Below are 26,823 nucleotides of genomic sequence, written 5' to 3'. Positions count from 1 at the left end.
CGTCGTTGCCGCTGAATCCGTCGTTGCCGCTGAATCCGTCGTTGCCGCTGAATCCGTCGTTGCCGCTGAATCCGTCGTTGCCGCTGGTGCAGCTTCCGACAACAAAACGGCCTGTCCTGAAGGCAAGCTGACTGCATCAACACTAGTTGAATCAGCGACATCAGTGTTCGTCGCTGCGCCAAACAGCAAGAAACTCTGATCTGTTTTGTGCAACTGCTTAATTAAACGACGATATCGTTGCCGAGATTTAGCCGTTGTCTGATTCCAATGCAGTTGCCGCGGCACTTGAGTAACCACAAATGGCCGATAATCTGGTACATCTGCCGTCGTCGTTTGCCGCTGAGCCGTTGTTGCCGTTGATTGCTGCGGTTTAGCTTGCTGTAACGCCGCTTGTGCCGATGCAGCCGCCTGCTGCTCACGTTGTCGTTCTCTTTGTTCACGTAGTTGTAAGCGTTCACCACGTTCTTTTCGTAATCTGACTTGTCGCTCCGAGCGTTCGTCAGTTGTATCATCCATTTGTTCTGGGGTCGGTTTTACTGGAAATTTACGGTAAAAGGCCGGGCCATCGTAGTGTTCCATGTGTTTCTTCCTCCTAGATGAGTAACTCTCATCAAAATTCATCGCTACCGGGAGGAGACGCCGCTGTAAACGGCTCGTTGACTCATTCCCTATTTCTCGTTTTATCTAATCGATTACCTGTTCCACTGACACACGATCGTCAGTCTATCCCATTGTACACAAAAAAGCGGGTCGCCGACAAGGGCTGACCCGCTTTGTAATATTCTTTCTTAGGCTTTAAAGATGGTTTGGCCTCGTTCAAAATCAAACGGTTCGCCAACTTCATAATCGTCTGGCAAAATCAAAGCACCAGGCTTTTGTGGCGCATTAGCCAGGCCCAGTTCTCGTCCAGAACAAATCATTCCGTTGCTGGATACGCCCCGCAACTCGCCAGGCCAAATAATCAGGCCATTGGGCATCATCGCGCCAACCTTAGCAACAACCACCTTAATATCCGCTTGCATGTTCGGTGAGCCACTGACAATTTGCAAGGACTCATCATTGTCCACAACTGTTTCGGTCACTAATAAATGATCCGAATCCGGATGTGGTGTGGTCGACTTTACATACCCCACGACGAATCGTGACGCTGTTTCGGCCACTAGTTCACCAGAAAATCCGGCTGCTTCTAATGCGGCATTCAATGCAGCAACATCCGCAACGGACAATGCGACTTGCCCCTGACCCGTAATTTCTGGTAGGATTTCACTAATGGCCAAGAAATTATACCCCAGCGTTTTTTCCGTTTCTGGGTCATAAATCCGTGCGACATTGTCTCGGACTGTGTGTGCTTGGGTTGGTGCATCCGGTGCCACAACCACAATTAATGTATCCCCCAACTCTTGGGGGTTGTAACTAGCAATTAACATGTTTGAATCCTTTCCAACAGGTATTAGTTGGCGTTGGTTGTCAAAGAATTGATAAATTCTTCTACCTCTGCTTTTGTCTTACGATCTTTGTTTACCAACCGACCAATCTCTTGACCATCGGCATAGGCAATAAAACTTGGAATGCCAAAGACATTGAGTTCTGCGGCCAAATCGATATTTTCATCGCGATCGACAGCAACAAACTTAAAATCAGGGTATTCCGCTTCAATTTCAGGCATGGCTGGCTTGATAAATGCGCAATCTGGGCACCAAGTTGCCGAGAAGAACAGCATCGTTTTACCAGATTTAACCACGTCGGTTAATTCAGTCGCTGACATTTTGGGTAATTGTTCCATGAAGATGCACTCCTTTATTTTAAGTTTGAAAATTATACAAGAACCATTATAGCAATCTACCAGAAAATTTACACGATTTTTGCCTTTTTACGGGAACTTCTTGGCAATCCTTGCTATACTAGGGGCAGAAGTGATGGAAAATGTGGCCCAGTAACACGTAACTTAAGGAGGCGGTAGTATGGCTGCTAAGAATGGACAATTATATCAATTAAGCCTAACCGGAGTGTTAGGTGGATTAATGGGCGTTTTCATCACACGATTTTTTGGCGGTACGTCACGATTAAACCCTGATGACATCTTGGAACAAGTCAAACGACAATTCCGTGAAGAGTCGCCAATTGAAGGCGCTTGGATTGAGAAACACGCAGTTCCTTTCCAAAAATTTGCCGTTAAATCTCGTGTTTATTACGGGGGTATCAATCGCTACGAAGACGATCAACTTGTCCAGTACCAATTCATCGCCGACGCCGCTACCGGAAGTATTTTGGATATTCACCGACTATAATTTAACTGACCTTGACGACACCATTTTAAGTAGTGTCGTCTTTTTTTGCCAAAAAACTGACAGTGGTCGCATCATCCGACCACTGTCAGTTTTTGATTATTTCGCTTAGGTCCGTGACCGCTTCATTTGACGTCCTTTGATAAGATACAGACCACCTAACCACACGATTGATAAGCCTAACGCAATTGCTGTATCTAGTTGGAAAATCAAAATAATTGCGACCAGCATCAGTAACGCCAACACAAAATAGTCAGCCCACGGGAACCACGGTGCTTTGAACTTAATCTGCATGTCATCTGTCGTTCGCCGATATTTCAGGTGAGTCAAGATGATACTGCCCCAAATGAACAAGAAACAGGTCGTGGCCACACTGGAAACTAACGTAAAGACCATGTCTGGGAACAATAAGTTCAACACCACGGCCAACGTGATAACCAGCGCTGAGAAGTTCAAGGCATTTCCGGGAACTTGATGCTTCGACAACTGATTCAATTTCATTGTCAGCGGTCGCTTGGCATCTTTGGTCAACGAAGAAAGCATGCGCCCAGTCGTGAAGATGGAACTATTGCAGGCTGAAGCCGCTGCCGTGATAACAACAAAGTTAATGATATCCGCTGCCGCCTGAATCCCCACGTTTTTGAATACCATGACAAATGGACTTTGGTTTGGCAAAACCGTGTTCCACGGATAAATCGTCATGATAACAAATAAAGCGCCAACGTAGAATAAGATAATTCGCAAAGGAATATCATTAATGGCCCGTGGCAATACCCGATCCGGATTCTGCGTTTCCGCGGCTGTCATCCCCACCATTTCAATACCGATAAAACTAAAGACCACCATTTGTAGGGATAATAAGAAGCCAGATGCGCCTTTGGGAAAGAACCCGCCAAAGGCCACTAAATTTTGTAACGAGGCATGGCCCACCGGCGTCTTAAACCGCATGAAGAGCATACCGATTCCGACAATAATTAATCCCAAGATGGCGACAATCTTAATCAGTGCAAACCAGAATTCAACTTCACCAAATGCTCCCACCGTGATTAAGTTAATACATAATAGAACTGCCAAAACGACCAGTCCTGGTAACCATTGCGGCACGGCCGGAAACCAGAAACGGAAGTAAATCCCAATGGCCGTGATTTCCGCCATTGCGATCGTGATCCAACAAATCCAGTACGTCCAGCCGACAACAAATCCAACGCGTTCGCCAAGATATTCTGTCACGAAATCCACAAACGATCGTTGATTTGTGTTTGATAATAATAATTCTCCGAGCGCCCGCATGAGTAAAAAACAAGCTACTCCAACACCGAGATAGGCCAGCAAAATGGATGGACCCGCTTGTTGAATCGACTTCCCCGAGCCTAAAAACAGTCCGGTACCAATCGTTCCACCAATCGCAATCAACTGAACGTGCCGATTCTTCAAATTACGCGCTGGAGCTGTCGGTTCTGTTGCCATATGACGTCCCCCCTTTTGGCCATCTAGTTAACGTTTAAATAAGTGTGACTAAGTCCGTAGCGGAAACGCCCTGACTTGCGGCAACGGCTGCCTCCGTTAAGTGACCCGCATAAGTGTTAACCCCAGTTAAGATTGTCGCATTGTGTTTAGCTGCCGCTTCAATGCCCTCATTTGCAATCGTCACTGCATATGGAATGGTGACGTTGGTCAAGGCCGCAGTTGCCGTCTTAGGAACAGCACCTGGAATATTAGCCACTGCGTAATGAACAACGCCATCTTTTACAAACACCGGATCATCATGGGTCGTCGCGTGGTCGGTCGTTGCAAATATGCCACCTTGGTCAACCGGGATATCAACCACCACGGAGCCAGGTTCCATCGATTGAATCATCGCTTCACTAACCAATTTTGGTGCTGTATGACCCGGAATAAGGACTGCCCCAATCACTAGGTCAGCAGTTTTAATGACTTGTGCCAAATTAAACGGATTGGAAATGAGCGTTTGAATGTTGCCGTTAAAAGCAGTCTCAATTTCTGCCAGTCGTGCCGCATTAATATCTAGTAACTTGACGTGAGCCCCCAAGCCTAAAGCAATCTTGGCAGCATTGAACCCCACTGTGCCCCCACCAATAATGACCACGTTTCCTTTGGCTACACCAGGAACGCCTGCCAGCAAGACACCTTTACCGCCATGATTTTCTTCTAAAAAGTGTGCCCCTACTTGAACGGCCATGCGCCCAGCAACCTCACTCATTGGCACTAGCAGTGGCAACCCTCCACGAGGTCCAACCATAGTTTCGTAAGCCACCCCAGTTACCTTAGCCGCGAGTAAGGCCTGCGTTAATTGAATATCCGGTGCCAAGTGAAGATACGTATACAAAATTAGTCCCTCATGGAAAAAGTGATATTCTTCTGGGACTGGTTCTTTTACTTTAATAACCAAGTCGCATGCCCAAGCCTCGGTTGCTGTCCCCAAGACCGCACCAGCCTATTCGTAGTCACTATCTGGATACCCAGCACCCTCACCTGCATGATGTTCAACGATAACCTCATGACCGGCATGGACTAGACTAACCACGCCTGCTGGCGTAATCCCAACCCGGTTTTCGTTGTTCTTAGTCTCTTGCGGAATTCCAACTTTCATTTTCGTTACCCCCCTAATATTTGACTCTACCGCCAGTATAATGATTTTTGCCCACAACTACTGGCCTAACTACTCGTTGACGGCTGGTTAGTTCACTAACCTGAACAAAATCGTGGTCTAACCTTTAAGGCCCAGCTTGATGCTGACCATTCAAAAATAAAGACAACAAAAAAAGAGCTCGGGCAACCGCCACGAACTCCCTTGATAACCTTTATTTAGTTGGAACTTTTTTTAACCGCGTCACCTGGTTGTGTAGGTCCGTCCGTACGACCAGCACGTCACAAACCGCATTAGCCACCACGTAACTGGCTGTTGACCCTAGTAGCATGCGTTCAACCACATTCACACCCGTTGCGCCTAACATAATGAGGTCCGCCTGATACTCTTTGGGTAGCGACTTAGCCAAGTCAACTTTCGCATGTCCATAAAAGACAGACGTTACCACCCGCTCAACACCGGCTTCTTGAGCTTTTTGCCGGTATTGGTCAACTAATGCTTCTAGTGCTTGACGAGACTCGTCCATCACTTGCTGATCAACGTAACCAAAGCCGACCTGCGTATTATTTCCCAAGCCAACATAATCTCCACCACTCATAATCGTGACAATGATCAATTCCGCTTGGTTACGTAACGCAACAGCAATCGCCTTATCCAGCGCCCGTTTAGCCTGTCGCGAACCATCGACACCCACTAAAATGTGCTTATATTCTGCAACCATGTTCACCACTCCTTTGATCGGTTTATCTTAACCAACCTTATTTGGTGAGTTCAAAAATAGCTTGACCGTAAATCGCCATTGCTTTGAGTAAATCAGCTTCTGGCTGGAATTCATCAGCCTGATGCATGGTATCAGCCGTGCCGGGGAAGAGCGCACCAAAGGCAACGCCACGCTTCATCAAGCGGCCATAGGTCCCACCACCAACAACTTCAGGTTGAGCTTGCATATCGCCGGTCTGTTGCCGATAAACATCCATTAACGTTGCCACAATCGGATCGCTAGGATCGACATAGTGTGGCACCATTTCACGTCCTTGCTTTAATTCAACGGTCATACCAGCAGTCGCTTGCGTCAGCCCCGCCTTGATTTGATCAGCGCCGGTGCCAGTCGGATAACGGAAGTTGGTATTGACTAATCCAGATTTGCCTGCCGTGAAAGTCATCACCCCAACGTTCATGGTCAAGTCACCCATGACCTTATCCGTGTAAGCAATACCTAATTGGTGGGCCCGTGAATCGTCATGTAATTTGTGAGCAATTAAGCTCAGAAAATCAGCCGCATCTTTGCCAAAATCATACGTCGTCAAGAAACTGGCCAAATACGTTCCTGCATTAATCCCATTCTTAGGTTCCATACCATGAGCCGCCTTACCAACAACTTGGAAATGCACTCCCGTAGCGTCACTCATGACACTTCCAGTAACTGGTGCTTGGTCCAAGAAAGTTGAAAAGTCAGTCATCATTTGTTCGGCATTATCCGTCACCACAGTAGCCTCGGCATCACGGGGAACCATATTTTCTCGTAAACCTGAATCAAAGGCTTGAAGAAAATCTGCTGATCCATTTTGACCACCGAACGCCGTCGTAAAGGTCACATTTCCCTTTTCACCATTGATTAAAGGAAATTCAGCATCAGGTGAAAAGCCCAGAGTTGGTGCTGGCTCCAAATCAAGATAATGATTCATCCCCGTCCAGTCGCTTTCCTCATCCGTTCCAATGATGAACCGAATCTTAATCTTCGGCAAGATTCCTTGATCTTTCAACATCTTTAATCCGTAGTAGGCAGCTAACGATGGGCCCTTGTCATCAGACGTCCCCCGACCGTACAAGTTGCCATCCTTAGCTGTTAAAGTAAACGGATCAGTGTGCCACCCTTTACCGGCTGGCATGACATCTGCGTGGCCAAGAATCGCCAAGGTTTCTTCGCCCTCACCATATTCCACATAGCCAACTAAATTATCTAAATTTTTGGTTTTAAATCCATCGCGTTTTGCAAGTTCTAAAAACGCTAATAATGCTTTTGCTGGTCCCGGACCTAAAGGATAGTCGTCCGTCGCCAAAGAATCATCACGCGCGCTATCAATGCCGACTAAGGTGGTTAAATCCGCAATATAGGCCTCCCGGTATTGTGCTGCTAGCTTTTGCCAATCAATTGCCATGATTGGACCTCCTTCACTTTTATTCGGACCTCTTGTCCAAGATTACTTATCGTTAATTTTAGCATACCGCCAGCCAATTGTAAGCCGATTTCATCGAACAACATGCTATACTAAACGTGAGATTGAGGAGGTCGATGTTCCATGCAAGTTTTAACTGAAAATATTTTAACAACGACTATTCGTCAACGACCAGCAGATAGCTATAAGGGGACTTACGGTCGCGTAACCTTGATAGGTGGTAATCGCAACTTTGGGGGCGCCATCATCATGGCTAGTGCCGCAGCCGTTTATGCCGGTGCTGGACTGGTTACAACCATCACAGATGCCAGTAATCAAAGCAGTTTGCACGCGCGATTACCAGAAGCGATGTTTGCTGACATGCAAGACTTTACGCAAACTCGTACACTCATTCGGCACGCTGATGTCGTCGTCTTAGGTCCCGGTTTGGGAACCGATACGGCGGCGCTAACCACTTTAAAGCAAGCCTTTCAGGCAATCACACCCGAACAACACGTCATCCTCGACGGTTCGGCGATCACCCTAGTGGCTGAACAGCACTTACCCCTCCCACAGGCGCACATTATCTTTACCCCGCACCAAATGGAATGGCAACGGCTTAGCGGCCTCAAAATTGCTGCTCAAACACCCGCTGCCAACAAGCAAGCCGCGGCTACCATCGGTGGTATTGTCGTGGTCAAGTCACATCGAACCCAGATTTACACACCCACCAACGCTTATGAAAATCCCCTAGGGACTCCGGCGCAAGCAACTGGCGGGATGGGCGACACCCTTGCTGGAATGATTGGCGGCTTTGTTGCGCAATTTGCTGATTCATCAGCGGCCGTTTGTGCGGCTGTCTATAGCCATAGCGCTATTGCTGAATTGTTAGCCCAGCAACAGTACGTCGTCTTACCGAGTCAAATTATCACGGAACTCCCCCATTTTATGAAAGTCCATGAGCATAAAGACGTTTAAAAACAGGCAACTTACCGCATTGAAGTGGTAAGTTGCCTGCTTAATTTTATTTTTCAAGTGAGGAAGTGGTAGCCGGTGTCAGCAAGGCATCTATCTCTTGCGGAAATAATCCCCGATAGGTGCCCACTGCCAGATCTGGAGATAACTTGATTGGCCCCCAACCAATTCGGTTAATGGCACCACTCACGCGACTAAGCGATTCTAACCACGCTGTCACACTATCCAGCGCTGTTGTTTGCAAGGTCAGCATGGTCCATTGATGCACCTGATCCGGCCGCTGTTCAACGACCTCGGCCGCAATATTTTGAGGAAGCGTTAACGGCGTGGTCCCAGTCAATTGCACCCGTAGTGTACTTGGCCAAGTTTGACCCTGAACCTCCGTTAAGAAAGCATTATCGTCAGTCACTAGCGTTAGCCCAGCAATGGTCCTAGGCAGATCTGCCAAAATTTGCAGTGACTGCTGTTGATCCAGCGCATTTAACATACTTCCTAGACTGTGCGGAACGACCGGTGTCAAGTCTGTCTGTACGCCGACTGGCTTATTAAAAACCAAATATTGTGGTCGCCGGCCAGTGACAGCCAAGCCATCAACGGTCACCTGATCCGACGCATCGACCGTTTCTCGGGGAGAATCAATCAGTCGGTCGTTAACCTTCACCCGACCTTGACGGAGTAAACGAAAAATCTGCCCCGGGGTCCCCTGATGATGTTCCGTCAAATAACGTTCGATATTCATATCACTGCCTCCTAATGAATGTGCAACCGACGACGTAATCCAGCGACCCGTGAGCCTAAAATGGTGTCTGCTAACCGTGATCGTAGAACCATATAAACGTAGAAATAACCACCAACACAAGCAGCTACTGCCACAATTAAGAAATTAATCATACGGCCTTCACTCCCTAACAAACTACCGGCAAAGGTAATCAACCGTGCCAAAATGAACGTACCAATCGACATGATCAGAATCCCATTAGTCTTTTTAGCAATATGGGCAAAGTTGATGCCAAATTGGCGATCCAAGGAGTGAATAATCAGATAACAGGTCACGGTGAACCCGATACCGGTCGCAATTAAGGGACCAAAAGCACCAAGGAAATAAACCAGTGGCCATTGCACGATAAATTTCACAACCGTTCCTACTAAGAAGTAGCGAACGGCGCGTTTATTTTGTGAGATACCTTGCATCAACGCTGCCACGACTGTGTAGAGACCGAGCAAGATCGACAGGTAAGACGAAAACGCCAGAATTGACGCAGCTAACGCTTCATGCGTCCGACCATAGAAGACCAAGTTTAACGGCCGCGCAACGGCTGCCATCCCTAACGCACTGGGAATCATGACAAACTCAAACATCAAGAAGGCATTAGCCAATTGATCCGAAATTTCCTGCTTATTGCCCCTAGTATAGGACTCAGATAACAACGGAACGACCGTAACTGCCAGTGCAGAAGCCAGTGAGATAGTAATCATGATTAGTTTATTCGCGTTTACGCCAAATAACGCGAATAGATCATTCAGGTATGCTGCAGAGTAGTTGCCTGCCATATGCATAATTGGGGCAAAGGTATATTGGTCAATCAGTTGGAAAATAGTGATTCCCGCTCCCAGAACAATAAAGGGCACGGCCTGGGCAATAATTTCTCGATACAACTGATTGGCCGGAACCACCATTTCATTATTACTATTCGCAACCAAACCACGGAAGTAGCCCCGACGACGCCAATAATATACGCCTAAGATAATCAGACCACCGGCCGCCCCAATCGCTGCTGCAAACGTTGATTGGGAGACTGCCGTTACCCAGTTGCCTTTGAGCACCCGCATAATGACATACGCCGTTAGTAACATATAAACTACCCGAACCAGTTGCTCAACAAATTGTGAGATGGCTGAGGGCGCCATTTGTTGAAAACCTTGGAAGTACCCCCGCGTCACACTCATCGTTGGAATAATTAAGATGGCCCAGGCCAACGAGTGCAGCACCGGAATCAAGTGGGCATCCCCACCAGTAAACAGCGGCGCGCCGAAGTACATCAACGAGGCAATCGCAATACCAGTCACAACAGCAATTTCCAATCCCCGTTTATATAACCGCACGCTAATCCCATACTCATTGAGTGCATTATAATGCGCCACTTGTTTAGCAATTGCTGAGGGAACCCCCGCGATTGCGGCAATTAGGAAGAAACTATAGATGTTATAGCCTTTCCCATACAGTGCATTTCCTTGCAGATAAAATGCACCAAACCAAATATTCCACGGAATAATGTACACTGCACCGAGTACCCGCGAAAAAATACTTCCCGCCGTCATCCATGCTGATCCTGCAACCATCTGGGCTTGTGCTTGGTTGCCGGATTGATCTGACCTTGCCGCCATTTGACACCCTACTTTCAATTTGTAAAATTCAACGTTCACTGTGCTTGATCTTGCCAAGCTAATCAAAGAAACATTATACCATAGCTTGTCTGAGGTAAGGATCAGATTTCCGTAAAGTTTTGCATGACTTGTGAAAAATGCCCTAACTTACCGGATATTCCAAACAGTGGTATTCTAGACGTAGGCAATTGATTCAAGATTATTCAAGGAGGAATGTCAATATGACGCAGGCAACAGCTAGCTCTACCGCAACACCCACAATGCAAATGTCGCCGAAACGGGCGCAACAAGTCGTAAAAATGGCCAAAGGAATCCGCCACAATTTTCCTGAGTTTACGACGATTTCGGATGCACAGTTGATTTATGCAACTTGGCGGAGCTTCAAGCAGATTGATCAAACCAATGATAGCGACTATCAGACAATGGCCAAAGTCTTCTTCCACGAATTCGACCAACACCTCTTACACTACCAATTTTCTAAAGCGGGGCAAGAAACGATGATTCGGCAACGTTTCTTCGCACTGCTGACTAACCTGCTTTAACCTGAACTCCCAATCGCCAATCAGCGGTTGGGAGTTATTTATTCTCATCGATGACTGCGGTATACTTAATATCGAAGCGATTAAAAGATAGGTGAGGCGATTCTTTTGCATTATTTAGCTTTACTGGGGAGTCACGAAAAAAACGGCATCACTGCTGGCTACTTACAAGCCGTCATTGACGCATTACCCACTGAAGCAACTGTGGATACCGTTTTTTTGCGTGATTATGAGATCTACCCCGATACCAAGGAACGGGCTTGCCCCGCTCTGGATGAAATTGAAGCCAAAATGGCTGCTAGTGATTTTTGGATCATCTGTGCACCAACATACTGGGGTGGGCTGTCCGGTGTAATGAAGCAGTTCTTTGATTGCATGCGTTTTCGGCTAGTCCGGATGAACTCCGTAGCTGATACCTTACCCGGCAAGTATCAGAATAAACACTACTTAAGTATGACTACCTGCTTCATTAGCTCTGCCGATAACTTCTTTACTGGCATCACGGATCAAACCTTTGTCACGATTGATCGTGTGTTGAGTGGCGCCGGTCTCATTAAAGTTGGTGAATTTGTTGGAACTGGTACTTGGGGCACCCATGCCCCGCGTCCCGAAAAGTTGGCTGAGTGTCAACGTTGGGGGCAAAAAATTGCGCATCGGCCGCGAAAGGATGATAATACGTTGAAACGCTACATACTCTTATTTTTCATGATTGCCATCATGGCCCTCATCACAATGGGCTTACAAGCTTGGTGGTTCGGCGTCTTCGCTGCTGGCACCTTTTGGCTGACCTACTGCACCTTTGTCATTATTTTTTATGTCTTACTGGCAAGTATTCTGCATTTCTTCACCTTTGTGCGTCACCGGCGTCGTTAAGATTAACTGCTTAACCCCCTGTTTTTATCAGATCGATTGGTCTGATAAGACAAGGGGTTCTTTTTTTACATATCGGCTTGGAGATAGGCCGCCTGCAACGAGGTTGTTTGGGTTAGTGCCATTAACTCCTGCGGGCTGCCAGAAAAGACACAGCGCTGATTAGCCAGTAGAGCAATGTGGGTCTGGTCTACGGGTAAATTTTCAAACTGATGCGTGGTTAAGATAACCGTCTTACCCACTGCTGGTAGCTGACAAATTTGGTGCATGACTTGCGCTGCAACTTTAACATCTAACCCACTTTCGGGCTCGTCAAAAAGGTAGAGTTGCCGTTGCAAATGGCAGACCCCCTCTAACATCACTAATCGTCGTTGACCACCAGATAAATGACGAAATTTGGTGTGTGCAATCGGTTGGAGGGTTGCCGGTAAATCAGCGGCCGTGACGGACAACGATGGGTCATCCAGTTCAAGCATCATCTGTAAGGTTTGTAGCACTGTCGTCGCTCCGGTGAACGGAACCCCCTGCATCTGGTAAGCCACTTGTTGCATCGGTGGAAAGTCATGAAAGGCTGCCGCTTTTTTATTGGGACTGACTCCCGCAATGAAATCTAGTAAGGTTGACTTGCCCACACCATTAACGCCTAACAGGATATTTATCTGTCCTGGCACGAATGATATTGACAAATCCTGAAAAAGTTGCCGCTTGTCCGGAAGCTGGTAAGAGAAATTCGTAATGTCCATGAATGACTGCCTCCTAGTAACGACTTGTATTCGACTGCAGTGACATGTGCTGAACCCAATAATAACCTGTCACCAAATAGACACCTGCAATCACCACCAATAACAGTCCGTTGCTTCCTACTTGCCCCGGCACACGCAACAATACCATACTGTACACAGCGACCATATAGGAGCCGGGATTCAACGCAATTAAGAGTTGCGTTAACCACTCATTAGCAACCGTGATATTCACCAGCAGCATCGCCAATAAGATATACCCCATCGCCAGTAGTGACGCCAAATTAACGCGAATTGGTAAAACTAAGATAAAGTTGGTGAAGCCCACGACAATCGGAATCAGAATAAAGTTCACCAATAGTCCGCCCATCATAATAGGTAATAACCGCCGCGCCGCAGGGTCCAGAATTAGAACAAAAAGATCAAAACAGACAATTTCAACTTGAATGAACAAGGTCTGTACCAACAAATTACTGTAGAAGATTAACCGCTTATCACCTGAAATCAGAGTAAACATTTTCAAAAAGTTACTTTCGCGCATGCCAATTAATCCAAATTGAAAGCCATTAAGGACACCAACGAGGATGATGTAAACCCAATACCCCAGTAATTGATAGGCCACGTTTTTTAACCCAAACGGACGACCACCCGTACTAATATCAGCAATTACGTAATAAATCGCTGGACAAATTAACGTATAAAATAAAATCATTTTTTCATCCCAGGTTTGCCGCAATTCGAATTGCCCCAAAATCCTTAGCTTATGTCCCATCAGGCATCCACCTCTCTTAATAGTTAGATTATGGCATTTTGATTAGCTCATTTCAACGAATTTTAATCTTTTTCTTATTTTATATTATAAGATTAATTTACTCGTTAGCAACTCATGAACCCCCAGAACGCTTTGGTTGGGCATCTATCCTTGATAACGTTGGTCCAAGTTCTATTCAAAAAACAGAGTGCCTCATCAGGATTCACCCTGATAAGGCACTCTGTTCGATGCTTGTATCTATTCGTTCAACCTAATTTGCGACAATGTTAACCAGCTTACCTGGCACCACAATGACCTTCCGGACCGTCTTACCATCCGTGTGAACTTGAACTGTTTCATCAGCCAAAGCCGCAGCTTCAATCGCATCTTTAGTGGCATCCTTGGCCACTTTTAGGTGCGCTCGAACCTTACCATTGACCTGAACGACTAGTTCCACAACATCCTCAACCAATTGCTTGGCATCGTAAGTTGGCCATTTAGCATAGGCAATCGTTTCGTCATGGCCCAACAATGACCACAATTCTTCGGCAATATGTGGCACGATTGGCGAGATTAATTTGACAAAACCTTCCATGTAAATCATGGGTAGGCTATCAACTTTGTAGGCTTCATTGACGAAGACCATCAGTTGTGAGATGGCCACGTTGAACCGCATGGCTTCCAAATCTTCCGTAACCGTTTTGACCGTTTGATTATAGATTTTATCCAATGCGCCGTCATTAATCATTGTGACCCGATCGCGCAATCGATTATTGTCGTCGATCAGCAGACGCCAAACACGATCTAACCATCGCCGTGACCCATTAATGCCTTCCGTGCTCCATGGCTTAGAGGCTTCTAATGGCCCCATGAACATTTCGTACAACCGCAGTGTATCGGCTCCGTGTTTTTCCACAATCTCATCAGGGTTAATGACATTGCCCTTAGACTTCGACATCTTCTCGTGGTTCGTTCCCAAGATCATGCCTTGGTTAACCAATTTCTGGAATGGTTCCTTAGTTGGTACCACACCAAGATCGTATAGGAACTTGTGCCAGAAACGCGCATACAACAGGTGCAAGACGGCATGTTCCGCCCCACCAATGTACAGATCAACTGGCATCCAGTACTTCAGTTTTTCTGGGTCCGCAATTGCTTGATCGTTGGTTGGATCAACGTAGCGCAAGAAGTACCAAGAACTCCCCGCCCATTGTGGCATAGTGTTGGTCTCACGCTTACCTTTACGACCGTTTTCATCAACCACGTTCACCCAATCGTCGAGGTTGGCCAGTGGGCTTTCCCCCGTACCAGATGGTTCAAGCTGCTTGGCAGCTGGCAATTTCAATGGCAACTCATCTTCAGGTACCAAGGTTGTTTCGCCATCTTCCCAATGAATCACGGGAATTGGTTCGCCCCAGTAACGTTGCCGTGAGAAAATCCAGTCACGCAACCGGAAATTGACTTGTTTATGGCCAGCATCATGTTCTGTCAGCCAGTCAATCGCCGCACTGATCGCCGTTTGCTTATCCATCCCATTCATGAAATCAGAATTGATATGCTTGCCATCGCCTGTGTAGGCAGCTTCAGTGATGTCGGTATCCGCATCGCCTTCAATAACTTGCGTGATTGGCAAGTTAAATTTCGTTGCGAATTCATGATCCCGTTCATCATGGGCGGGTACGGCCATAATCGCCCCCGTACCATAAGAAGACAGGACATAATCACCAATCCAAATTGGTAATTTCTTACCACTCAATGGATTAATCCCGTAGGCCCCGGTGAAGACCCCCGTCTTATCCTTGTTCAGATCCGTTCGTTCCAGATCAGACTTACTTTCGATGGCTTCTTGGTAGGCCTTAACTGCGTCGGCTTGTTCTGGTGTTGTAATCTTGGCAACGGCCGCATGTTCTGGCGCCAAAACCATATAAGTCGCACCAAATAGCGTATCTGGTCGAGTAGTGTAAACTTCAATCTTGGTATCAGCTTGTCCATCGACTGGGAAGAAGACACTGGCTCCCTCGGAACGGCCAATCCAATTACGCTGCATTTCCTTAATGCTATCTGGCCAATCAAGGTCATCCAAATCATCGATTAACCGATCAGCATACGCGGTAATCTTCAGAACCCACTGACGCATTGGTACGCGGTAAACGGGATAACCGCCCCGCTCCGTTTTACCGTCGATGACTTCTTCGTTAGCCACAACTGTCCCACCCATGAAATCAGGCGCCCAGTTCACCATGATCTTATCTTCGTAAGCCAGCCCTTTTTTGTAGAGTTGTTCAAAAATCCACTGTGTCCACTTGTAGTAAGACTCATCAGTCGTGTTAATTTCACGACTCCAGTCATATGAGAATCCGAGCGACCGAATTTGCCGCTTGAAGTTTTTGATATTGTGCGCCGTGAAGTCCTTAGGATTGTGTCCTGTCTTCAAAGCGTACTGTTCAGCAGGGAGTCCAAACGCATCCCACCCCATTGGGTGCAACACATTGAACCCTTGCATCCGCTTCAAGCGGGCCATAATATCCGTTGCCGTATAGCCTTCTGGATGACCCACGTGTAGTCCTTGTCCAGATGGGTATGGGAACATATCCATCACATAATACTTAGGCTTAGTTTGACTATCGCTAGTCTCAAACGTGTGGTTAACTCGCCAATAATGTTGCCATTTACGTTCAATAATCTGGTGTTTATATGCCAAAATGCGTCGCTCCTTTTCATTTCTACGTCGTGCCACAAAAAAAGCCCCCAGAGGTCCAAAAATGGACTTCTGTAGGGCGTCTTTGCGCGGTACCACCTACATTCCCCAATCAGTGATTGAGGCACTCACCGGCTGATAACGTCGCCAGACGCCCACCTTGCAGCAGAGAAAACTCAGAGACAAGTTCGTTGACGCTAATCACGGATTCACAGCACCCATCCGCTTGCTGAACACTAGCATCAATTACTACTTCTCGTCAACGTTTAGATCAATCAAATTGTTTTCATCTTAGCAAACCCCCTAAGGAAAAGCAAGGGGCGCCACCGCTTTTACCCAATTATTTCCGAACCGCTGTGCTATACTTGGTTTACGCAACCTGATAACCAACTTTCATTTAAAGCCCCATCGTTATCAGACTTTACGACTTCAGGAGGTTACTTGTGGTAACTATTTCACGGACACGCTGGCGGTTCACTTGGGCAGCTGGCAGTTTATTTTTAATTGCGTTATTCGGCGTCACCACCCATCAGACTTGGTTAACGGAGTTTGACCGGCTCATCATTGGGTGGGTCCGCCAGCCGCTACCTCGACCACTTACCCGCAGTATCATCTGGATAACCACTTCTGGTAATCCGCAATCTGTCACATGGATAACCCTTTTACTGGCCGCCGGACTCGTCATTATTCGACGCTACCGGGCCACTTTGTTTCTCTTATTTAACGTTTTAATTTTTGCGGGTCTTGGTAACAGTCTCATCAAACACCTCGTCCGCCGGCCACGACCGACCGTTGACCGCCTCGTTAATGCCAGCTCATATAGCTTTCCTAGTGGACACTCAATTACGGCGATGCTACTCTGGGGGTCCACCATTATTCTACTGAGCGGATTGTTACGTCAGCATCCCCTGTGGAAAAAGAGTCTTATTGGTATCTTAAGTGTCTGGATTGTTCTAATTGGGTTATCGCGAATTTACGTGGGCGTTCACTATCCCAGTGACGTGGTCGCTGGTTGGACCTTAGGTTTCGTCCTACTTACGTTAAGTCAATGGTTTTTGACCCGTCATGGAGATGATTTAAGTTGAATTTAGCAAATGCACTCACATACAGTCACACCCTATTAAAAGAATGTGTCGGCCCTGGCGCTACCGTTATCGATGCGACCGTGGGTAAGGGCAACGATACCGTCTTTTTAGCCAATCTCGTTGGCAAAAGTGGTCACGTCATTGGTTTTGACATTCAGCAGGCCGCGTTAGATGCCACCCAACAACAATTGACTCTAACCGGGCTGAGTCAGCAAGTGACTCTTCACGCAGTTGGTCATGAGCAGGTGGCCGCCTACCTGGACCCAGAAACGCAAGTGGCGGCGGCAATTTTTAATCTGGGCTACCTCCCGGGCGGCGATAAACAGATCATTACCCGGCCAGAAACCACTTTACGAGCAATCAAAGCACTGCTCTCCCACCTACCTCGTGGTGGTCGTCTTATTCTGGTCGTCTACGCTGGGCATCCCGGCGGTCAAGCCGAACGGCAGGCCGTTTTAAACTTTTGTCAGCAATTGCCGCAAAAGACCTATCAGGTGCTCCAATACGGCTTCATTAATCAAATCCACACGCCACCGTTTTTGCTGGCAATCGAGCGCCGCTAACGATCCTTATTCGACACTGAGTAGATAATTAATTTTAGCAAAAGAGGTGAACGACCTTGTGGCGAGAAATATCAAAGGCACTATCTGCAAACAACCTCGTCACCATCCATGTTGTGGGTGGTGACAGTTTTACCATCGAAAGGGCCGGTCTTAACACTGATACCCAAATGATTATGGCCAGAGATCAGGCTGGTCGTGTTTATATAGCCGATCCTCACCAAGTAACTTTTATCGAAGTCACCCATCAATAAATCGGGCAAGGCACGGGCACTGACCCGCGCCTTTTTTCTATCGATTAATCAGTTGGTAATGCAGTTGGCCTCTGTCCATTACTTCTTTAACGCCTGTCGTTTAGGACTCACCCAGGTTCCGGAACCAAATCCTAGGATCGTCTTCAGTGCCGGAATAAACGTCATCACCACTGTGACCGGATTAACCATCCAATAGAACAGCATATACAACGGGGCAAAGAATAAGTACTTTAATTTTGCACCATGGTGGTCTAACAGTAATGCCGCCAGTAATTGCATGAATCCGGCAAATAACTCAAACGTGACAAAAATAAACGACATCGCTAATCCGTGTAAGACCCGATCATAATTACCAGTGATTAAAAAGATCCCCATGGTTGTTAGAAAAGCCAACGAGGTTAACATGAAGAAAAACGACCACACAATGGACAGTGTTGAGTCAATAAACATGGAAAGCTGATACCGGTGGGCAATTGGATGCAATATAAATTTCTTGATATTGGTTAACCAAACCTCAGTCCCCCCTTGTGCCCAGCGTTTACGTTGCTTGTACAAATCCCGCAAGGTATCCGGCACATTCATATGGAAAATAACGTTTGGGGCAAATCGCGGTACGGCACCAATCATCTGGTGATCCCAAGCAATACTGATATCTTCAGTCGCCCGATTCTGACGAAAACCACCCACATCGATGAGAAAATCTTTCTTGTATAGCGTGTTCGCCCCACTGTAGGCATACATGGAGTCATTAATCGCCGTTTGGCTGCGCTTAATAACACCAACAATACTCGTGAACTCTACTGTTTGCGATTTTCCCAATAGGCTCGTACGATTTTGAACGTCCATATTAGCAGTCACTGCGGAGGTGTTCATATCACGGTCGCGCATGAAGAAATTCATATACTTCATCAAAGCGTCTGGCTCTGGAATCGTATCCGCATCATTACTTAAAATATAGTCGCCTTGGGCAAAGTGCATGCCAATATTAAACGCGTGTGCTTTACCCTTGTTTTTTAAAATTTCGATGGTTCGTAGCCGAGGATATTGGGTTTGTAAGTCACTAATAATGGCAGCCGTGCGGTCAGTTGACCCATCATTCATTACTAAAACCTCAAAATTTTCGTAATTGAGTTCCTCAAACAAATACGTAATCGTATCTGCCAACATGACTTCCTCATTATGTGCCGGAATCATAATCGTAATCATTGGTTGTTGCTCAGCCGGGATGTTCTGCCAATCTGTATCGCGTTTGTTGGTCTTCAAGAACCGATATGATAAGGCACCAGCGAACCAGAAGAAGGAGCCCACAATGGGATACAAGCACAAAATTAAAAGCACAATATTTAAAATTGTTTGCCCCATCGTTGCTTTCAAGACACTGTCAATAAAAACGTCTAACATACCGGCTCCTAATCTCCCAAATCATTCAGGTGTTGTTTTTGATAAAGCTCATGAATTTGTTCCGTCTCTAAGTTCTGTTCCGGTTTAACTTGGTATCGCCGAACCTGATGGCGAAAGTCTGCGTCACCAAATCGGTCATCCATAAATTTTTCCAATTCTGTTTCGCGTTTACGCTGGTTAATCGGGTTATACGTTGGCCACTGCTCAACGACGCGTTCTCGCTTGCGGTTTTGAATAATCGTCATCCCCACCGCAAAGAGTGAAACCATCACGAACGCAAATAACAATAAAATACCAATGAATTTGATTTCAAAGATCCCTTCGCGATACGTCCACAAATGAGGTATCTGTGGATGGTCAACTGCCAAAAAAGCGGTTATTGTAATCACAATGGGAACAATCACACATATCCATCCGACTAATGCCACCAACGTCTGCCGCGCTTTGAGTCCCCAGTGTCCACGCTCGAAATAAGCATCCGTATACAATTGCTGCGATGGTTTATGTTTATCAGTCATTCTGCTCCTCCTGGTTTTGTGGATTAATTGGGCGGCCAAACCGGTAGCCCTGTCGAACCGGAATCTTCAATTGTTCTGCCAACTGCTCATCAGCAGCATCCTCCACCCCCATCAGAATCAATTGAATATGATTATCTTGAGACAATCGATTCCAAAACTGGAGATTAAGGTCAAGCCAAACAGAAGCGTCAGCCTTACGAAAACTGCGCATCGAACATTTTAACGAATCCACCTGCGGCAATAGCCACTGAATGTTTTTTAAACTGTCCAATGTTGATCCGACATTATCAATATCAAAACGCATACCATAGGCTCGAGCCTCACGAATTCGTCGTAAAAACAATGCCCGATTAAACCGCCGTACCGGTCGATTAACTGTGAATTCGACGGCTAGCGTCATGGGCGTTATTTTGGAAATAGCCCACCGAACAAAGTAGTGGAATTCTGGACTAACAATTTGATCGTACTCTAAGTTAATTGATAATGTAATCTCCTTAGATGGAAGTACCTTAAAGGTATCCTCCAATAAAAAGATCACGCGCTGTAGCGGTAACGACGCCAACTGTTGTGGTAATGACCAAGACCCGTCCGGATTATGTTGCCGAAGAAGACATTCATAGCCCGTTGTTTGTCCGTGAAAGTCAACTTGCTTTTGAATAAAGTATCGTAGCTCAATGGCCTGATTCTCCAAATAATTATTCGATTTTTTTCGAGAATACCAGAAATAAAAGGCAATAATACTAACTATTCCCAGCGCCGCTACTAGGGTTAACCATAATAAGACCTGTTCTAATTGCGCTAATGACATTCTTTTTCCTCACTTATAATTAGTCATTCAGTCCCAACTATTATAATCGTTATAGTTAACTTTTCAAGCGTTTCAATGCATCAGAACTAAACACCCATAATTATTGACACTAAAAAACGCTAAGTTCCCATTAGGGATCTTAGCGTTTGTACATCGCCATTAATCAGTTAAAAAATGAAAGCGTGTCAGTTCCAGTGCCGAATTGTCCATAATCAGCTGGCCATGTTCTGCCAGCACGTCTGGGGCAACCTTTGTACGTTCTGCGTACTCATAAGCCACCGCTAACTCATCTTTGATAGATTCACGTGATGATTCATTAACAAAGAAGACCAGCTCCAGATAATAGGCATCTTGGTAGCGGTATAAGTTGGAAGCGGCATTCTCTAAGCGAAGAACTCGAGCCAAACTGATCATATCCTCAAAAGAATGAAGTTTAACAACTCGAGTTGTCGTTGGTTGACCACTATCGTTCAAGTAATCCTCAATATCATTAGACTCATTCGCAGCTGACTTGAAGCCAGAGAAGAAATCCTTTTGATTATCTTTTTCTAACAAATGTTCTTTGATTTGATCCGACACTTGATCGGGGTGCTCACTGTCAACACTGGCGTCGCCCTGACTTTCATCAGCTACGTCGTCCTCATCTGTATTCTTACTGATAAACAACTCCAAGCCATTACGGTTCGGTAACACTTGAAAAGTAACCGCATCGTTGTCCTGAAACTGGTGATCGACATCGACCTCTTCCAAGATACTATAAAAGAAGCCCTCAATTTGCTTGTGGTTACCCAATAGGTCTAACACGGTAATACCGCGTTCGGTCAGATCATCATTGCCAATAACCACGCGAATCGTATTCTCATTGATTCGTTCCATTTCCATGAATAACACCCCTTTCTCGTGGGTTTGGGGATTGTCCTTGATACCCTCATTTTAGTCGTTTAAATTGACTTGTAAAGTCATCATACCAAAAAACCGGACTGCAAGTAACATTTTCTCACAAATCCGGTCAGATGCAACTAATTAAGCTTAATTTACGCCATTTACCAGCCGTTGGGCCCGTTGTAATTCCAATGCTCGAACCTTCCGCGGCAAGAAGCGGCGGATTTCCTCTTCATTAAACCCAACTTGAAGTCGCTTTTCATCGACCATAATTAGTCAGCGCAGAATTCCGGGATGCTCTTGAATCAGAGCATAAAGGTCACGAAGTGGTAAGTCGTCTAAATCTACTGTTAATTCTTGATAGGCACGAGACCGTTTAGAAACAATCTCTTCTGTGCCATCTTCCGTTAAACGTAGAATCGATTTAATATCATTAACGGTCAAGGGCTCGGAGAAGATATTTTGTTCACGGTACGCGATACCATGTTCTTCGAACCAGAGACGGGCTTTGCGGCATGAGGTACAACTTGGTGATGTATATAACGTGACTGTCATAATCTTTTCCTCCCTCTCAGTTGTATAAATCTTTTAATAAAGTCTATTATACAGATTTTTCGAGAAAAAGAAAGGCCTTTTGAAAATTAATTTAATCAACAATTTTATGTCATATGACTATTACTGGGCAAAAGAATAATCACTAGACACCATTTTGATACTTAATTGATTTTAGTCAATTTATAATTATCGAATAGTAATCATTAGATATTATAAATTGATCCAGCCTGAACGACCTCAACTCGCGTACCCGTCCCGGCCGCCGATTGGGCTTCTGCCTTTAGTTGCTGAAGATCGCCTACTTGGGGAAGATGCGTTAACAATAATCGGCTAACCCCAGCTTGCTGAGCTAACTTACCAGCCTGAGTTGACGTTAAGTGCCAGGCAGTTCCCTGATGATCAGCAAAGAAGTTCGTATCAGCTAATAAAACATCTGCGCCCGTTGCCCATGTCGTTAATCCACTAAAAGCCGCTGTATCGGCAGTGAATGCTAATGTGGCACCAGTAGCCGTTTCAGTAATCCGTGGTGCGTAAGCTGGCACGGGATGATGGGTCGCTAAAAAAGTTATCGTAAAAGGACCGATTTGAATCGGTTGAGCGGGATCATATGAGCGGCCAATCGTCGCGTGGGGCCAGGTTAACGCCCCAAAGTTCAGAGGATCAGCTGTATGACCATAAATGGGTAGCTCCGCTTGCGACCGTTGTGTCGAACCCAGTTGCCATTCATATTGCAAAACACCCACATCGGCCGTGTGATCGTGGTGATAGTGGGTCAGCAAGACGGCATTTAACTGTAACGGATCTAGCACCTTTTCCAAAGCCAACAGTGCACCACTGCCACAGTCTAAGAGTAAATGAAAATCACCACTCGTCAACAAATAGCTACTGGTTCCTACACCATTATGCGGGTAACCGCCATAACACCCTAAAACACGTAATTGCATCTAATCATCCTCTCTACTTAATACTACTACCAGTTTAGCGCGCCGTTAGAAGAGTGTAAACGTTTCGCTTTTTTATTCAGGACCCTTATAATAGAGATAAGTCATTAGTTAGGAGGGATGATTATGCGCCACGAATTATCATTAACATTCGGCAGTCGTGATGTTCTTCAACGGATTATTCAGGAAAATACGGATCGTCATTTATTGTTACTTGCTGGTTCTGCAACCGATGAAGGCCTTCTTTTACTCGATGTTTCGGGTACCCCCAGCATTTTCACCGGGGGGCTCACTTATCAAATACGTGCACACCAAGGCAGTCAAAGTTGGCAAGGATTCTTTAGCTTTGATTACTTTACCCTAGATCCAGATACTGCTAAGGTCTTTGAAGCTAAAGTGAATCGATTGGCTAGTCCCCCACTCCCAGCCGGTATGACCGATCTATATTTATTAACCAAACAACACAACGACAGTGAGTATTTACTGCTTACGGTCTGGCAGGATAGTCAAGCTTACGCGCTGTGGCGCCACTCGCCAGCGTTCGCACCAATTGACACTTATGCTACCAGCGCTAATCATTTCCACGCAGCATCCTACCATCAAGTCCCTAAAAAAGAACCTCAAGACTAACCCTACAGGCCCAATCATCTGGATTGGACCTGTTTTATTTTGTTTTCATTTCGCGGTACAATGAGCCTATTCAACTTTTGAAAGGTGTTGTTCAACTATTAAAACGATGTCTAATGCGGCGGTTGATAAAATTTCGCCACTACTTCCATTAACCACCGAACAATCTGAATTGGTTGAGCGTTTACTCGCCTTTGCAACAACCCACATCCAAACAGATGGTCCTGCGGTCTTTACGATTTACGGGGACGCCGGGACTGGCAAAAGTGTCGTGCTCGCTCATCTCTTTAATCAACTACAAACTTTAGCCCGTACTCATCCGACTAACCCGCTGACCGGAACCGAAAATTACTTCTTGGTGAATCATCCAGAAATTCTAAAGGTTTACCGTGAAATTTATGGCCAACAACCCCACCTGTTTAAAAAAGATTTTCAGCGGCCAACGTCTTTGATTAATCAAATCAATCAGGGAAAGCGGCACGCTGACGTCTTAGTTATTGACGAAGCCCATCTTCTGTTATCACAGGCTGACCACTACAACAATTTTTATGGCACGAACCAGCTGACTTCACTCATGGCAACGGCCAAGGTCATCATTGTTGTTTTTGATGAAACGCAGGTTCTACGAATGAAGAGTTACTGGACGGAATCACGGTTAGAGCATCTGCTAGCTTCGGTTCCCCACACCAGCTATCGCTTAACTCATCAGTTTAGAATGCAGGCTAGTGACGAACTCGTCAGCTGGATTAATGACTTCACCCATCAACGGCTGCACCCACTGCCTGCCACTGACGGAACACAGTATGACTTGCGCGTATTCAATGACGCAGAACTCATGCGGCAAGCTATCGTCCAACGAAATCGTGAGGTTGGCCTGTCACGAATCGTCTCAACTTCTGGATATCCATCAACACTAGATGGCGGCAAACATTTTATCACTGAGGGCCGGTTTCACTTACCTTGGGATCAATATAACTACACCAATACACCATGGGCTGAACTCCCCCAAACCATTGATGAAGTTGGCTCTATCTATACTTGCCAAGGATTTGATTTAAACTATGTCGGTCTTATCCTAGGGCCGCCAATTACATTAGACGAACATCAGCATCTGCAAATTCGATTAGACCGTTATACAGATGTCGAAGCATTCAAACGGCGAGATGATTTGACTGATCCACAGAAATTGACCCAGATTAAACAGCAACTGGTCTTAAATTCAATCAACGTTCTAATGAAACGCGGCGTTAAGGGACTCTATATCTTTGCCCACGATCAGCGTCTACGTCATTATCTACAACAGCGACACTAAAAAGGAACTGGTTTCGATGACCTGAAACCAGTTCCTTTTTGGCAACAATAGTATTTTATCAAACAAAAAAGCCTTCCCAAGGGAAGACTTACTAAGACGGTCCGTACGAGACTCGAACTCGTGATCTCCTTCGTGACAGGCAGGCGTCCTAAACCAACTAGACCAACGGACCAAAAATTGCGGGAGCAGGGTTTGAACCTGCGACCTTCGGGTTATGAGCCCGACGAGCTACCAGACTGCTCCATCCCGCGATAATATTAAATTGACGCAATGACCCGTACGGGATTCGAACCCATGTTACCGCCGTGAAAGGGCGGTGTCTTAAACCACTTGACCAACGGGTCATATCAACGGAGAAGGAGAGATTCGAACTCTCGCGCCGCTTTCGCGACCTACACCCTTAGCAGGGGCGCCTCTTCAGCCACTTGAGTACTTCTCCATAATGGGCCTAAATGGACTCGAACCATCGAACTCACGCTTATCAGGCGTGCGCTCTAAACCAGCTGAGCTATAGGCCCATATAAAGCGGGTAACGAGAATCGAACTCGCGACAACAGCTTGGAAGGCTGTGGTTTTACCACTAAACTATACCCGCATTATATCGAGCTAATGGCGCGGGACGGAATCGAACCGCCGACACATGGAGCTTCAATCCATTGCTCTACCGACTGAGCTACCGAGCCATTTACCATTTAGAAACTAAGATTACCATCCTTGGGCGAACAAGCATGATAACGGTCCGTACGAGACTCGAACTCGTGATCTCCTGCGTGACAGGCAGGCGTCCTAAACCAACTAGACCAACGGACCAAAAATTGCGGGAGCAGGGTTTGAACCTGCGACCTTCGGGTTATGAGCCCGACGAGCTACCAGACTGCTCCATCCCGCGATAATAAAAAAGGAGGATGAGAGATTCGAACTCTCGCGTGGTTTTACCCACCTGACGGTTTTCAAGACCGTTCCCTTCAGCCAGACTTGGGTAATCCTCCATAAAAATAAAATACAAGTGCCCTTTTGAATAATGGACCTTGTAGGACTCGAACCTACGACCGGACGGTTATGAGCCGTCTGCTCTAACCAACTGAGCTAAAGGTCCAGTCCAAGTCCAAATCGCGGCGGGGGGGATCGAACCCTCGACCTCTCGGGTATGAACCGAACGCTCTAGCCAGCTGAGCTACACCGCGAAATGTTAAATAAAATATTTATTTAATCGGGAAGACAGGATTCGAACCTGCGACCCCCTGGTCCCAAACCAGGTGCTCTACCAAGCTGAGCTACTTCCCGTTCAAATGCACCCAGTAGGAGTCGAACCTACAACCTTCTGATTCGTAGTCAGACACTCTATCCAGTTGCGCTATGGGTGCAAAATATATCATGCTTAATACCTCTCGGTATAAGCGGAAGACGGGATTCGAACCCGCGACCCCCACCATGGCAAGGTGATGTTCTACCACTGAACTACTTCCGCATAAATGCCGACTAGAAGATTCGAACTTCCGACCCCCTGTTTACAAGACAGGTGCTCTACCAACTGAGCTAAGTCGGCATAGCCAGTATCATGTTCAATATCCAATTGTCACTCACCCGTAGGTGAATGAGCCGTGACAGTCTCGAACTGTCGACCCTCTGATTAAAAGTCAGATGCTCTACCAACTGAGCTAACGGCTCAAATGGAGGATACAGGGCTCGAACCTGTGACCCTCTGCTTGTAAGGCAGACGCTCTCCCAACTGAGCTAATCCTCCAAAATTCGCGTGGCAACGTCCTATCCTCGCAGGGGGCGATCCTCCAACTACTATCGGCGTGCTGAAGCTTAACTTCTGTGTTCGGCATGGGAACAGGTGTATCCTTCAGGCTATCGCCACCACACTATA

At 46.3% G+C, this 26,823-nt stretch carries 24 protein-coding genes, 18 tRNA genes, 1 rRNA gene and 3 pseudogenes; 9 read left to right on the top strand and 37 right to left on the bottom strand.

Annotated features, from left to right (window positions below):
• From FC61_RS12215 to FC61_RS12205, 3 genes and pseudogenes are all read right to left on the bottom strand, one after another.
• Positions 1 to 579 (bottom strand): annotated as a pseudogene (locus FC61_RS12215) (DNA translocase FtsK); the annotation flags it as partial.
• Between the two features lie 209 nt (positions 580 to 788).
• Positions 789 to 1,427, bottom strand: coding sequence for a YtpR family tRNA-binding protein (ytpR, locus tag FC61_RS12210; protein ID WP_021742344.1), 639 nt, complete (start codon positions 1,425 to 1,427; stop codon positions 789 to 791).
• Positions 1,428 to 1,450: 23 nt separating this feature from the next.
• The gene (locus FC61_RS12205; protein ID WP_011667813.1) at positions 1,451 to 1,783 is read right to left on the bottom strand and encodes a thioredoxin family protein; all 333 of its coding nucleotides are present in this window, start codon (positions 1,781 to 1,783) and stop codon (positions 1,451 to 1,453) included.
• 178 nt (positions 1,784 to 1,961) lie between these two features.
• Between FC61_RS12205 and FC61_RS12200 the strand changes: the two genes are divergently transcribed.
• Positions 1,962 to 2,288, top strand: coding sequence for a PepSY domain-containing protein (locus tag FC61_RS12200; protein ID WP_011667814.1), 327 nt, complete (start codon positions 1,962 to 1,964; stop codon positions 2,286 to 2,288).
• Between the two features lie 105 nt (positions 2,289 to 2,393).
• Here the strand turns inward: FC61_RS12200 and FC61_RS12195 are convergent, their stop codons facing one another.
• The 4 genes and pseudogenes from FC61_RS12195 to pepV form a co-directional block, all read right to left on the bottom strand.
• The gene (locus tag FC61_RS12195) at positions 2,394 to 3,752 is read right to left on the bottom strand and encodes an amino acid permease (protein ID WP_021742343.1); all 1,359 of its coding nucleotides are present in this window, start codon (positions 3,750 to 3,752) and stop codon (positions 2,394 to 2,396) included.
• A 34-nt stretch (positions 3,753 to 3,786) separates the two neighbouring features.
• Positions 3,787 to 4,896, bottom strand: a pseudogene (ald, locus tag FC61_RS12190) (alanine dehydrogenase).
• Between the two features lie 211 nt (positions 4,897 to 5,107).
• Positions 5,108 to 5,614: a universal stress protein gene (locus tag FC61_RS12185; protein WP_011667817.1), complete on the bottom strand. Its 507-nt coding sequence runs from the start codon at positions 5,612 to 5,614 to the stop codon at positions 5,108 to 5,110.
• 37 nt (positions 5,615 to 5,651) lie between these two features.
• Complete coding sequence (gene pepV / locus FC61_RS12180) at positions 5,652 to 7,052, bottom strand: dipeptidase PepV (RefSeq protein WP_021742340.1); 1,401 nt, start codon at positions 7,050 to 7,052, stop codon at positions 5,652 to 5,654.
• A gap of 141 nt (positions 7,053 to 7,193) precedes the next feature.
• Between pepV and FC61_RS12175 the strand changes: the two genes are divergently transcribed.
• Positions 7,194 to 8,027 (top strand): NAD(P)H-hydrate dehydratase, encoded by an 834-nt coding sequence (locus tag FC61_RS12175; RefSeq protein WP_024525378.1) that lies wholly within the window; start codon positions 7,194 to 7,196, stop codon positions 8,025 to 8,027.
• Positions 8,028 to 8,073: 46 nt separating this feature from the next.
• On the opposite strand, the gene FC61_RS12170 is transcribed toward FC61_RS12175, so the two are convergent.
• Together FC61_RS12170 and FC61_RS12165 are read right to left on the bottom strand one after the other, a co-directional pair.
• Positions 8,074 to 8,763: a S4 domain-containing protein gene (locus tag FC61_RS12170; RefSeq protein WP_039104848.1), complete on the bottom strand. Its 690-nt coding sequence runs from the start codon at positions 8,761 to 8,763 to the stop codon at positions 8,074 to 8,076.
• An 11-nt stretch (positions 8,764 to 8,774) separates the two neighbouring features.
• Positions 8,775 to 10,409, bottom strand: coding sequence for a putative polysaccharide biosynthesis protein (locus tag FC61_RS12165; protein ID WP_011667821.1), 1,635 nt, complete (start codon positions 10,407 to 10,409; stop codon positions 8,775 to 8,777).
• Between the two features lie 221 nt (positions 10,410 to 10,630).
• Between FC61_RS12165 and FC61_RS12160 the strand changes: the two genes are divergently transcribed.
• Entirely contained in the window at positions 10,631 to 10,951 is a 321-nt protein-coding gene (locus FC61_RS12160; protein ID WP_011667822.1) for a hypothetical protein, read from the top strand.
• A gap of 105 nt (positions 10,952 to 11,056) precedes the next feature.
• The gene (locus FC61_RS12155; protein ID WP_011667823.1) at positions 11,057 to 11,821 is read left to right on the top strand and encodes a flavodoxin family protein; all 765 of its coding nucleotides are present in this window, start codon (positions 11,057 to 11,059) and stop codon (positions 11,819 to 11,821) included.
• 65 nt (positions 11,822 to 11,886) lie between these two features.
• On the opposite strand, the gene FC61_RS12150 is transcribed toward FC61_RS12155, so the two are convergent.
• From FC61_RS12150 to leuS, 3 genes are all read right to left on the bottom strand, one after another.
• Complete coding sequence (locus FC61_RS12150; RefSeq protein ID WP_021741724.1) at positions 11,887 to 12,561, bottom strand: ATP-binding cassette domain-containing protein; 675 nt, start codon at positions 12,559 to 12,561, stop codon at positions 11,887 to 11,889.
• 13 nt (positions 12,562 to 12,574) lie between these two features.
• Positions 12,575 to 13,330, bottom strand: coding sequence for a hypothetical protein (locus tag FC61_RS12145; RefSeq protein ID WP_021741725.1), 756 nt, complete (start codon positions 13,328 to 13,330; stop codon positions 12,575 to 12,577).
• Positions 13,331 to 13,580: 250 nt separating this feature from the next.
• Positions 13,581 to 16,010, bottom strand: coding sequence for a leucine--tRNA ligase (gene leuS, locus FC61_RS12140; protein WP_024525382.1), 2,430 nt, complete (start codon positions 16,008 to 16,010; stop codon positions 13,581 to 13,583).
• Positions 16,011 to 16,450: 440 nt separating this feature from the next.
• Between leuS and FC61_RS12135 the strand changes: the two genes are divergently transcribed.
• Genes FC61_RS12135 through FC61_RS12125 form a run of 3 tightly spaced genes read left to right on the top strand, consistent with a single transcriptional unit; the run spans position 16,451 to position 17,906 of the window.
• Positions 16,451 to 17,092, top strand: a complete 642-nt coding sequence (locus tag FC61_RS12135; protein ID WP_015473582.1) for a phosphatase PAP2 family protein — start codon at positions 16,451 to 16,453, stop codon at positions 17,090 to 17,092.
• Positions 17,089 to 17,655, top strand: a complete 567-nt coding sequence (gene mnmM / locus FC61_RS12130) for a tRNA 5-(aminomethyl)-2-thiouridylate-methyltransferase MnmM (protein ID WP_021741727.1) — start codon at positions 17,089 to 17,091, stop codon at positions 17,653 to 17,655. Before FC61_RS12135 ends, mnmM begins: the two co-directional genes overlap by 4 nt.
• A 56-nt stretch (positions 17,656 to 17,711) precedes the next feature.
• The gene (locus FC61_RS12125; protein WP_021741728.1) at positions 17,712 to 17,906 is read left to right on the top strand and encodes a hypothetical protein; all 195 of its coding nucleotides are present in this window, start codon (positions 17,712 to 17,714) and stop codon (positions 17,904 to 17,906) included.
• Positions 17,907 to 17,984: 78 nt separating this feature from the next.
• Here FC61_RS12125 and FC61_RS12120 read toward each other — a convergent pair whose 3' ends face one another.
• The 6 genes and pseudogenes from FC61_RS12120 to FC61_RS12095 form a co-directional block, all read right to left on the bottom strand.
• The gene (locus FC61_RS12120) at positions 17,985 to 19,307 is read right to left on the bottom strand and encodes a glycosyltransferase family 2 protein (protein WP_021741729.1); all 1,323 of its coding nucleotides are present in this window, start codon (positions 19,305 to 19,307) and stop codon (positions 17,985 to 17,987) included.
• Positions 19,308 to 19,315: 8 nt separating this feature from the next.
• Entirely contained in the window at positions 19,316 to 19,825 is a 510-nt protein-coding gene (locus FC61_RS12115) for a hypothetical protein (protein ID WP_011667830.1), read from the bottom strand.
• Entirely contained in the window at positions 19,818 to 20,633 is an 816-nt protein-coding gene (locus FC61_RS12110; protein ID WP_021741730.1) for an EAL domain-containing protein, read from the bottom strand. The genes FC61_RS12115 and FC61_RS12110 overlap by 8 nt, the downstream gene beginning before the upstream one ends.
• A 159-nt stretch (positions 20,634 to 20,792) precedes the next feature.
• Positions 20,793 to 21,515: an adaptor protein MecA gene (locus FC61_RS12105; RefSeq protein WP_021741731.1), complete on the bottom strand. Its 723-nt coding sequence runs from the start codon at positions 21,513 to 21,515 to the stop codon at positions 20,793 to 20,795.
• Positions 21,516 to 21,662: 147 nt separating this feature from the next.
• Positions 21,663 to 22,070 (bottom strand): annotated as a pseudogene (gene spxA, locus FC61_RS12100) (transcriptional regulator SpxA).
• 203 nt (positions 22,071 to 22,273) lie between these two features.
• Complete coding sequence (locus FC61_RS12095; protein ID WP_021741734.1) at positions 22,274 to 23,014, bottom strand: MBL fold metallo-hydrolase; 741 nt, start codon at positions 23,012 to 23,014, stop codon at positions 22,274 to 22,276.
• 123 nt (positions 23,015 to 23,137) lie between these two features.
• On the opposite strand from FC61_RS12095, the gene FC61_RS12090 reads away from it, so the two are divergent.
• Positions 23,138 to 23,641, top strand: a complete 504-nt coding sequence (locus FC61_RS12090) for an antibiotic biosynthesis monooxygenase (protein ID WP_024525456.1) — start codon at positions 23,138 to 23,140, stop codon at positions 23,639 to 23,641.
• 97 nt (positions 23,642 to 23,738) lie between these two features.
• Entirely contained in the window at positions 23,739 to 24,950 is a 1,212-nt protein-coding gene (locus FC61_RS12085) for a DUF2075 domain-containing protein (protein ID WP_191976682.1), read from the top strand.
• A 97-nt stretch (positions 24,951 to 25,047) separates the two neighbouring features.
• On the opposite strand, the gene FC61_RS12080 is transcribed toward FC61_RS12085, so the two are convergent.
• The 19 genes from FC61_RS12080 to rrf all read right to left on the bottom strand — a co-directional run bounded on the left by FC61_RS12080 (position 25,048) and on the right by rrf (position 26,818).
• Positions 25,048 to 25,122: transfer RNA gene (locus tag FC61_RS12080), tRNA-Asp, on the bottom strand.
• A 5-nt stretch (positions 25,123 to 25,127) separates the two neighbouring features.
• Positions 25,128 to 25,201, bottom strand: a tRNA-Met gene (locus FC61_RS12075).
• Between the two features lie 20 nt (positions 25,202 to 25,221).
• Positions 25,222 to 25,294, bottom strand: a tRNA-Glu gene (locus FC61_RS12070).
• A gap of 7 nt (positions 25,295 to 25,301) precedes the next feature.
• Positions 25,302 to 25,389, bottom strand: a tRNA-Ser gene (locus tag FC61_RS12065).
• 4 nt (positions 25,390 to 25,393) lie between these two features.
• Positions 25,394 to 25,468: transfer RNA gene (locus tag FC61_RS12060), tRNA-Ile, on the bottom strand.
• Positions 25,469 to 25,474: 6 nt separating this feature from the next.
• Positions 25,475 to 25,545: transfer RNA gene (locus tag FC61_RS12055), tRNA-Gly, on the bottom strand.
• Between the two features lie 15 nt (positions 25,546 to 25,560).
• Positions 25,561 to 25,633, bottom strand: a tRNA-Phe gene (locus FC61_RS12050).
• Positions 25,634 to 25,685: 52 nt separating this feature from the next.
• A tRNA-Asp gene (locus FC61_RS12045) sits at positions 25,686 to 25,760 on the bottom strand.
• Between the two features lie 5 nt (positions 25,761 to 25,765).
• Positions 25,766 to 25,839: transfer RNA gene (locus FC61_RS12040), tRNA-Met, on the bottom strand.
• Between the two features lie 10 nt (positions 25,840 to 25,849).
• Positions 25,850 to 25,939, bottom strand: a tRNA-Ser gene (locus tag FC61_RS12035).
• Between the two features lie 33 nt (positions 25,940 to 25,972).
• Positions 25,973 to 26,046 (bottom strand) — tRNA-Ile (locus FC61_RS12030).
• Between the two features lie 14 nt (positions 26,047 to 26,060).
• Positions 26,061 to 26,134: transfer RNA gene (locus FC61_RS12025), tRNA-Met, on the bottom strand.
• Between the two features lie 26 nt (positions 26,135 to 26,160).
• Positions 26,161 to 26,234: transfer RNA gene (locus FC61_RS12020), tRNA-Pro, on the bottom strand.
• A gap of 6 nt (positions 26,235 to 26,240) precedes the next feature.
• A tRNA-Arg gene (locus FC61_RS12015) sits at positions 26,241 to 26,314 on the bottom strand.
• 32 nt (positions 26,315 to 26,346) lie between these two features.
• Positions 26,347 to 26,418 (bottom strand) — tRNA-Gly (locus tag FC61_RS12010).
• Between the two features lie 5 nt (positions 26,419 to 26,423).
• Positions 26,424 to 26,496: transfer RNA gene (locus tag FC61_RS12005), tRNA-Thr, on the bottom strand.
• Between the two features lie 49 nt (positions 26,497 to 26,545).
• Positions 26,546 to 26,618, bottom strand: a tRNA-Lys gene (locus FC61_RS12000).
• 3 nt (positions 26,619 to 26,621) lie between these two features.
• Positions 26,622 to 26,694: transfer RNA gene (locus FC61_RS11995), tRNA-Val, on the bottom strand.
• 7 nt (positions 26,695 to 26,701) lie between these two features.
• A 5S ribosomal RNA gene (gene rrf, locus FC61_RS11990) occupies positions 26,702 to 26,818 on the bottom strand.
• Positions 26,819 to 26,823 lie beyond the last annotated feature (5 nt).

Origin of the sequence: Levilactobacillus brevis ATCC 14869 = DSM 20054, from assembly GCF_001433855.1 — a bacterium.
Taxonomy (GTDB): domain Bacteria; phylum Bacillota; class Bacilli; order Lactobacillales; family Lactobacillaceae; genus Levilactobacillus; species Levilactobacillus brevis.
The sequence above is the reverse complement of the archived record's forward strand: the minus strand, read 5'-3'. Positions and strand labels throughout refer to the sequence as shown.

Excerpts from the sequence above, each read along its gene's own strand:
- FC61_RS12170 (WP_039104848.1), bottom strand. The coding sequence starts at position 8,763 with ATGAATATCGAACGTTATTTGACGGAACATCATCAGGGGACCCCGGGG.
- FC61_RS12115 (WP_011667830.1), bottom strand. The coding sequence starts at position 19,825 with ATGACTGATAAACATAAACCATCGCAGCAATTGTATACGGATGCTTAT.
- FC61_RS12160 (WP_011667822.1), top strand. The coding sequence starts at position 10,631 with ATGACGCAGGCAACAGCTAGCTCTACCGCAACACCCACAATGCAAATG.
- FC61_RS12185 (WP_011667817.1), bottom strand. The coding sequence starts at position 5,614 with ATGGTTGCAGAATATAAGCACATTTTAGTGGGTGTCGATGGTTCGCGA.
- FC61_RS12165 (WP_011667821.1), bottom strand. The coding sequence starts at position 10,409 with ATGGCGGCAAGGTCAGATCAATCCGGCAACCAAGCACAAGCCCAGATG.
- ytpR (WP_021742344.1), bottom strand. The coding sequence starts at position 1,427 with ATGTTAATTGCTAGTTACAACCCCCAAGAGTTGGGGGATACATTAATT.
- FC61_RS12145 (WP_021741725.1), bottom strand. The coding sequence starts at position 13,330 with ATGGGACATAAGCTAAGGATTTTGGGGCAATTCGAATTGCGGCAAACC.
- FC61_RS12150 (WP_021741724.1), bottom strand. The coding sequence starts at position 12,561 with ATGGACATTACGAATTTCTCTTACCAGCTTCCGGACAAGCGGCAACTT.
- FC61_RS12205 (WP_011667813.1), bottom strand. The coding sequence starts at position 1,783 with ATGGAACAATTACCCAAAATGTCAGCGACTGAATTAACCGACGTGGTT.
- pepV (WP_021742340.1), bottom strand. The coding sequence starts at position 7,052 with ATGGCAATTGATTGGCAAAAGCTAGCAGCACAATACCGGGAGGCCTAT.
- FC61_RS12110 (WP_021741730.1), bottom strand. The coding sequence starts at position 20,633 with ATGTCATTAGCGCAATTAGAACAGGTCTTATTATGGTTAACCCTAGTA.
- FC61_RS12195 (WP_021742343.1), bottom strand. The coding sequence starts at position 3,752 with ATGGCAACAGAACCGACAGCTCCAGCGCGTAATTTGAAGAATCGGCAC.
- FC61_RS12105 (WP_021741731.1), bottom strand. The coding sequence starts at position 21,515 with ATGGAAATGGAACGAATCAATGAGAATACGATTCGCGTGGTTATTGGC.
- FC61_RS12120 (WP_021741729.1), bottom strand. The coding sequence starts at position 19,307 with ATGTTAGACGTTTTTATTGACAGTGTCTTGAAAGCAACGATGGGGCAA.
- FC61_RS12175 (WP_024525378.1), top strand. The coding sequence starts at position 7,194 with ATGCAAGTTTTAACTGAAAATATTTTAACAACGACTATTCGTCAACGA.
- FC61_RS12200 (WP_011667814.1), top strand. The coding sequence starts at position 1,962 with ATGGCTGCTAAGAATGGACAATTATATCAATTAAGCCTAACCGGAGTG.
- FC61_RS12095 (WP_021741734.1), bottom strand. The coding sequence starts at position 23,014 with ATGCAATTACGTGTTTTAGGGTGTTATGGCGGTTACCCGCATAATGGT.
- FC61_RS12090 (WP_024525456.1), top strand. The coding sequence starts at position 23,138 with ATGCGCCACGAATTATCATTAACATTCGGCAGTCGTGATGTTCTTCAA.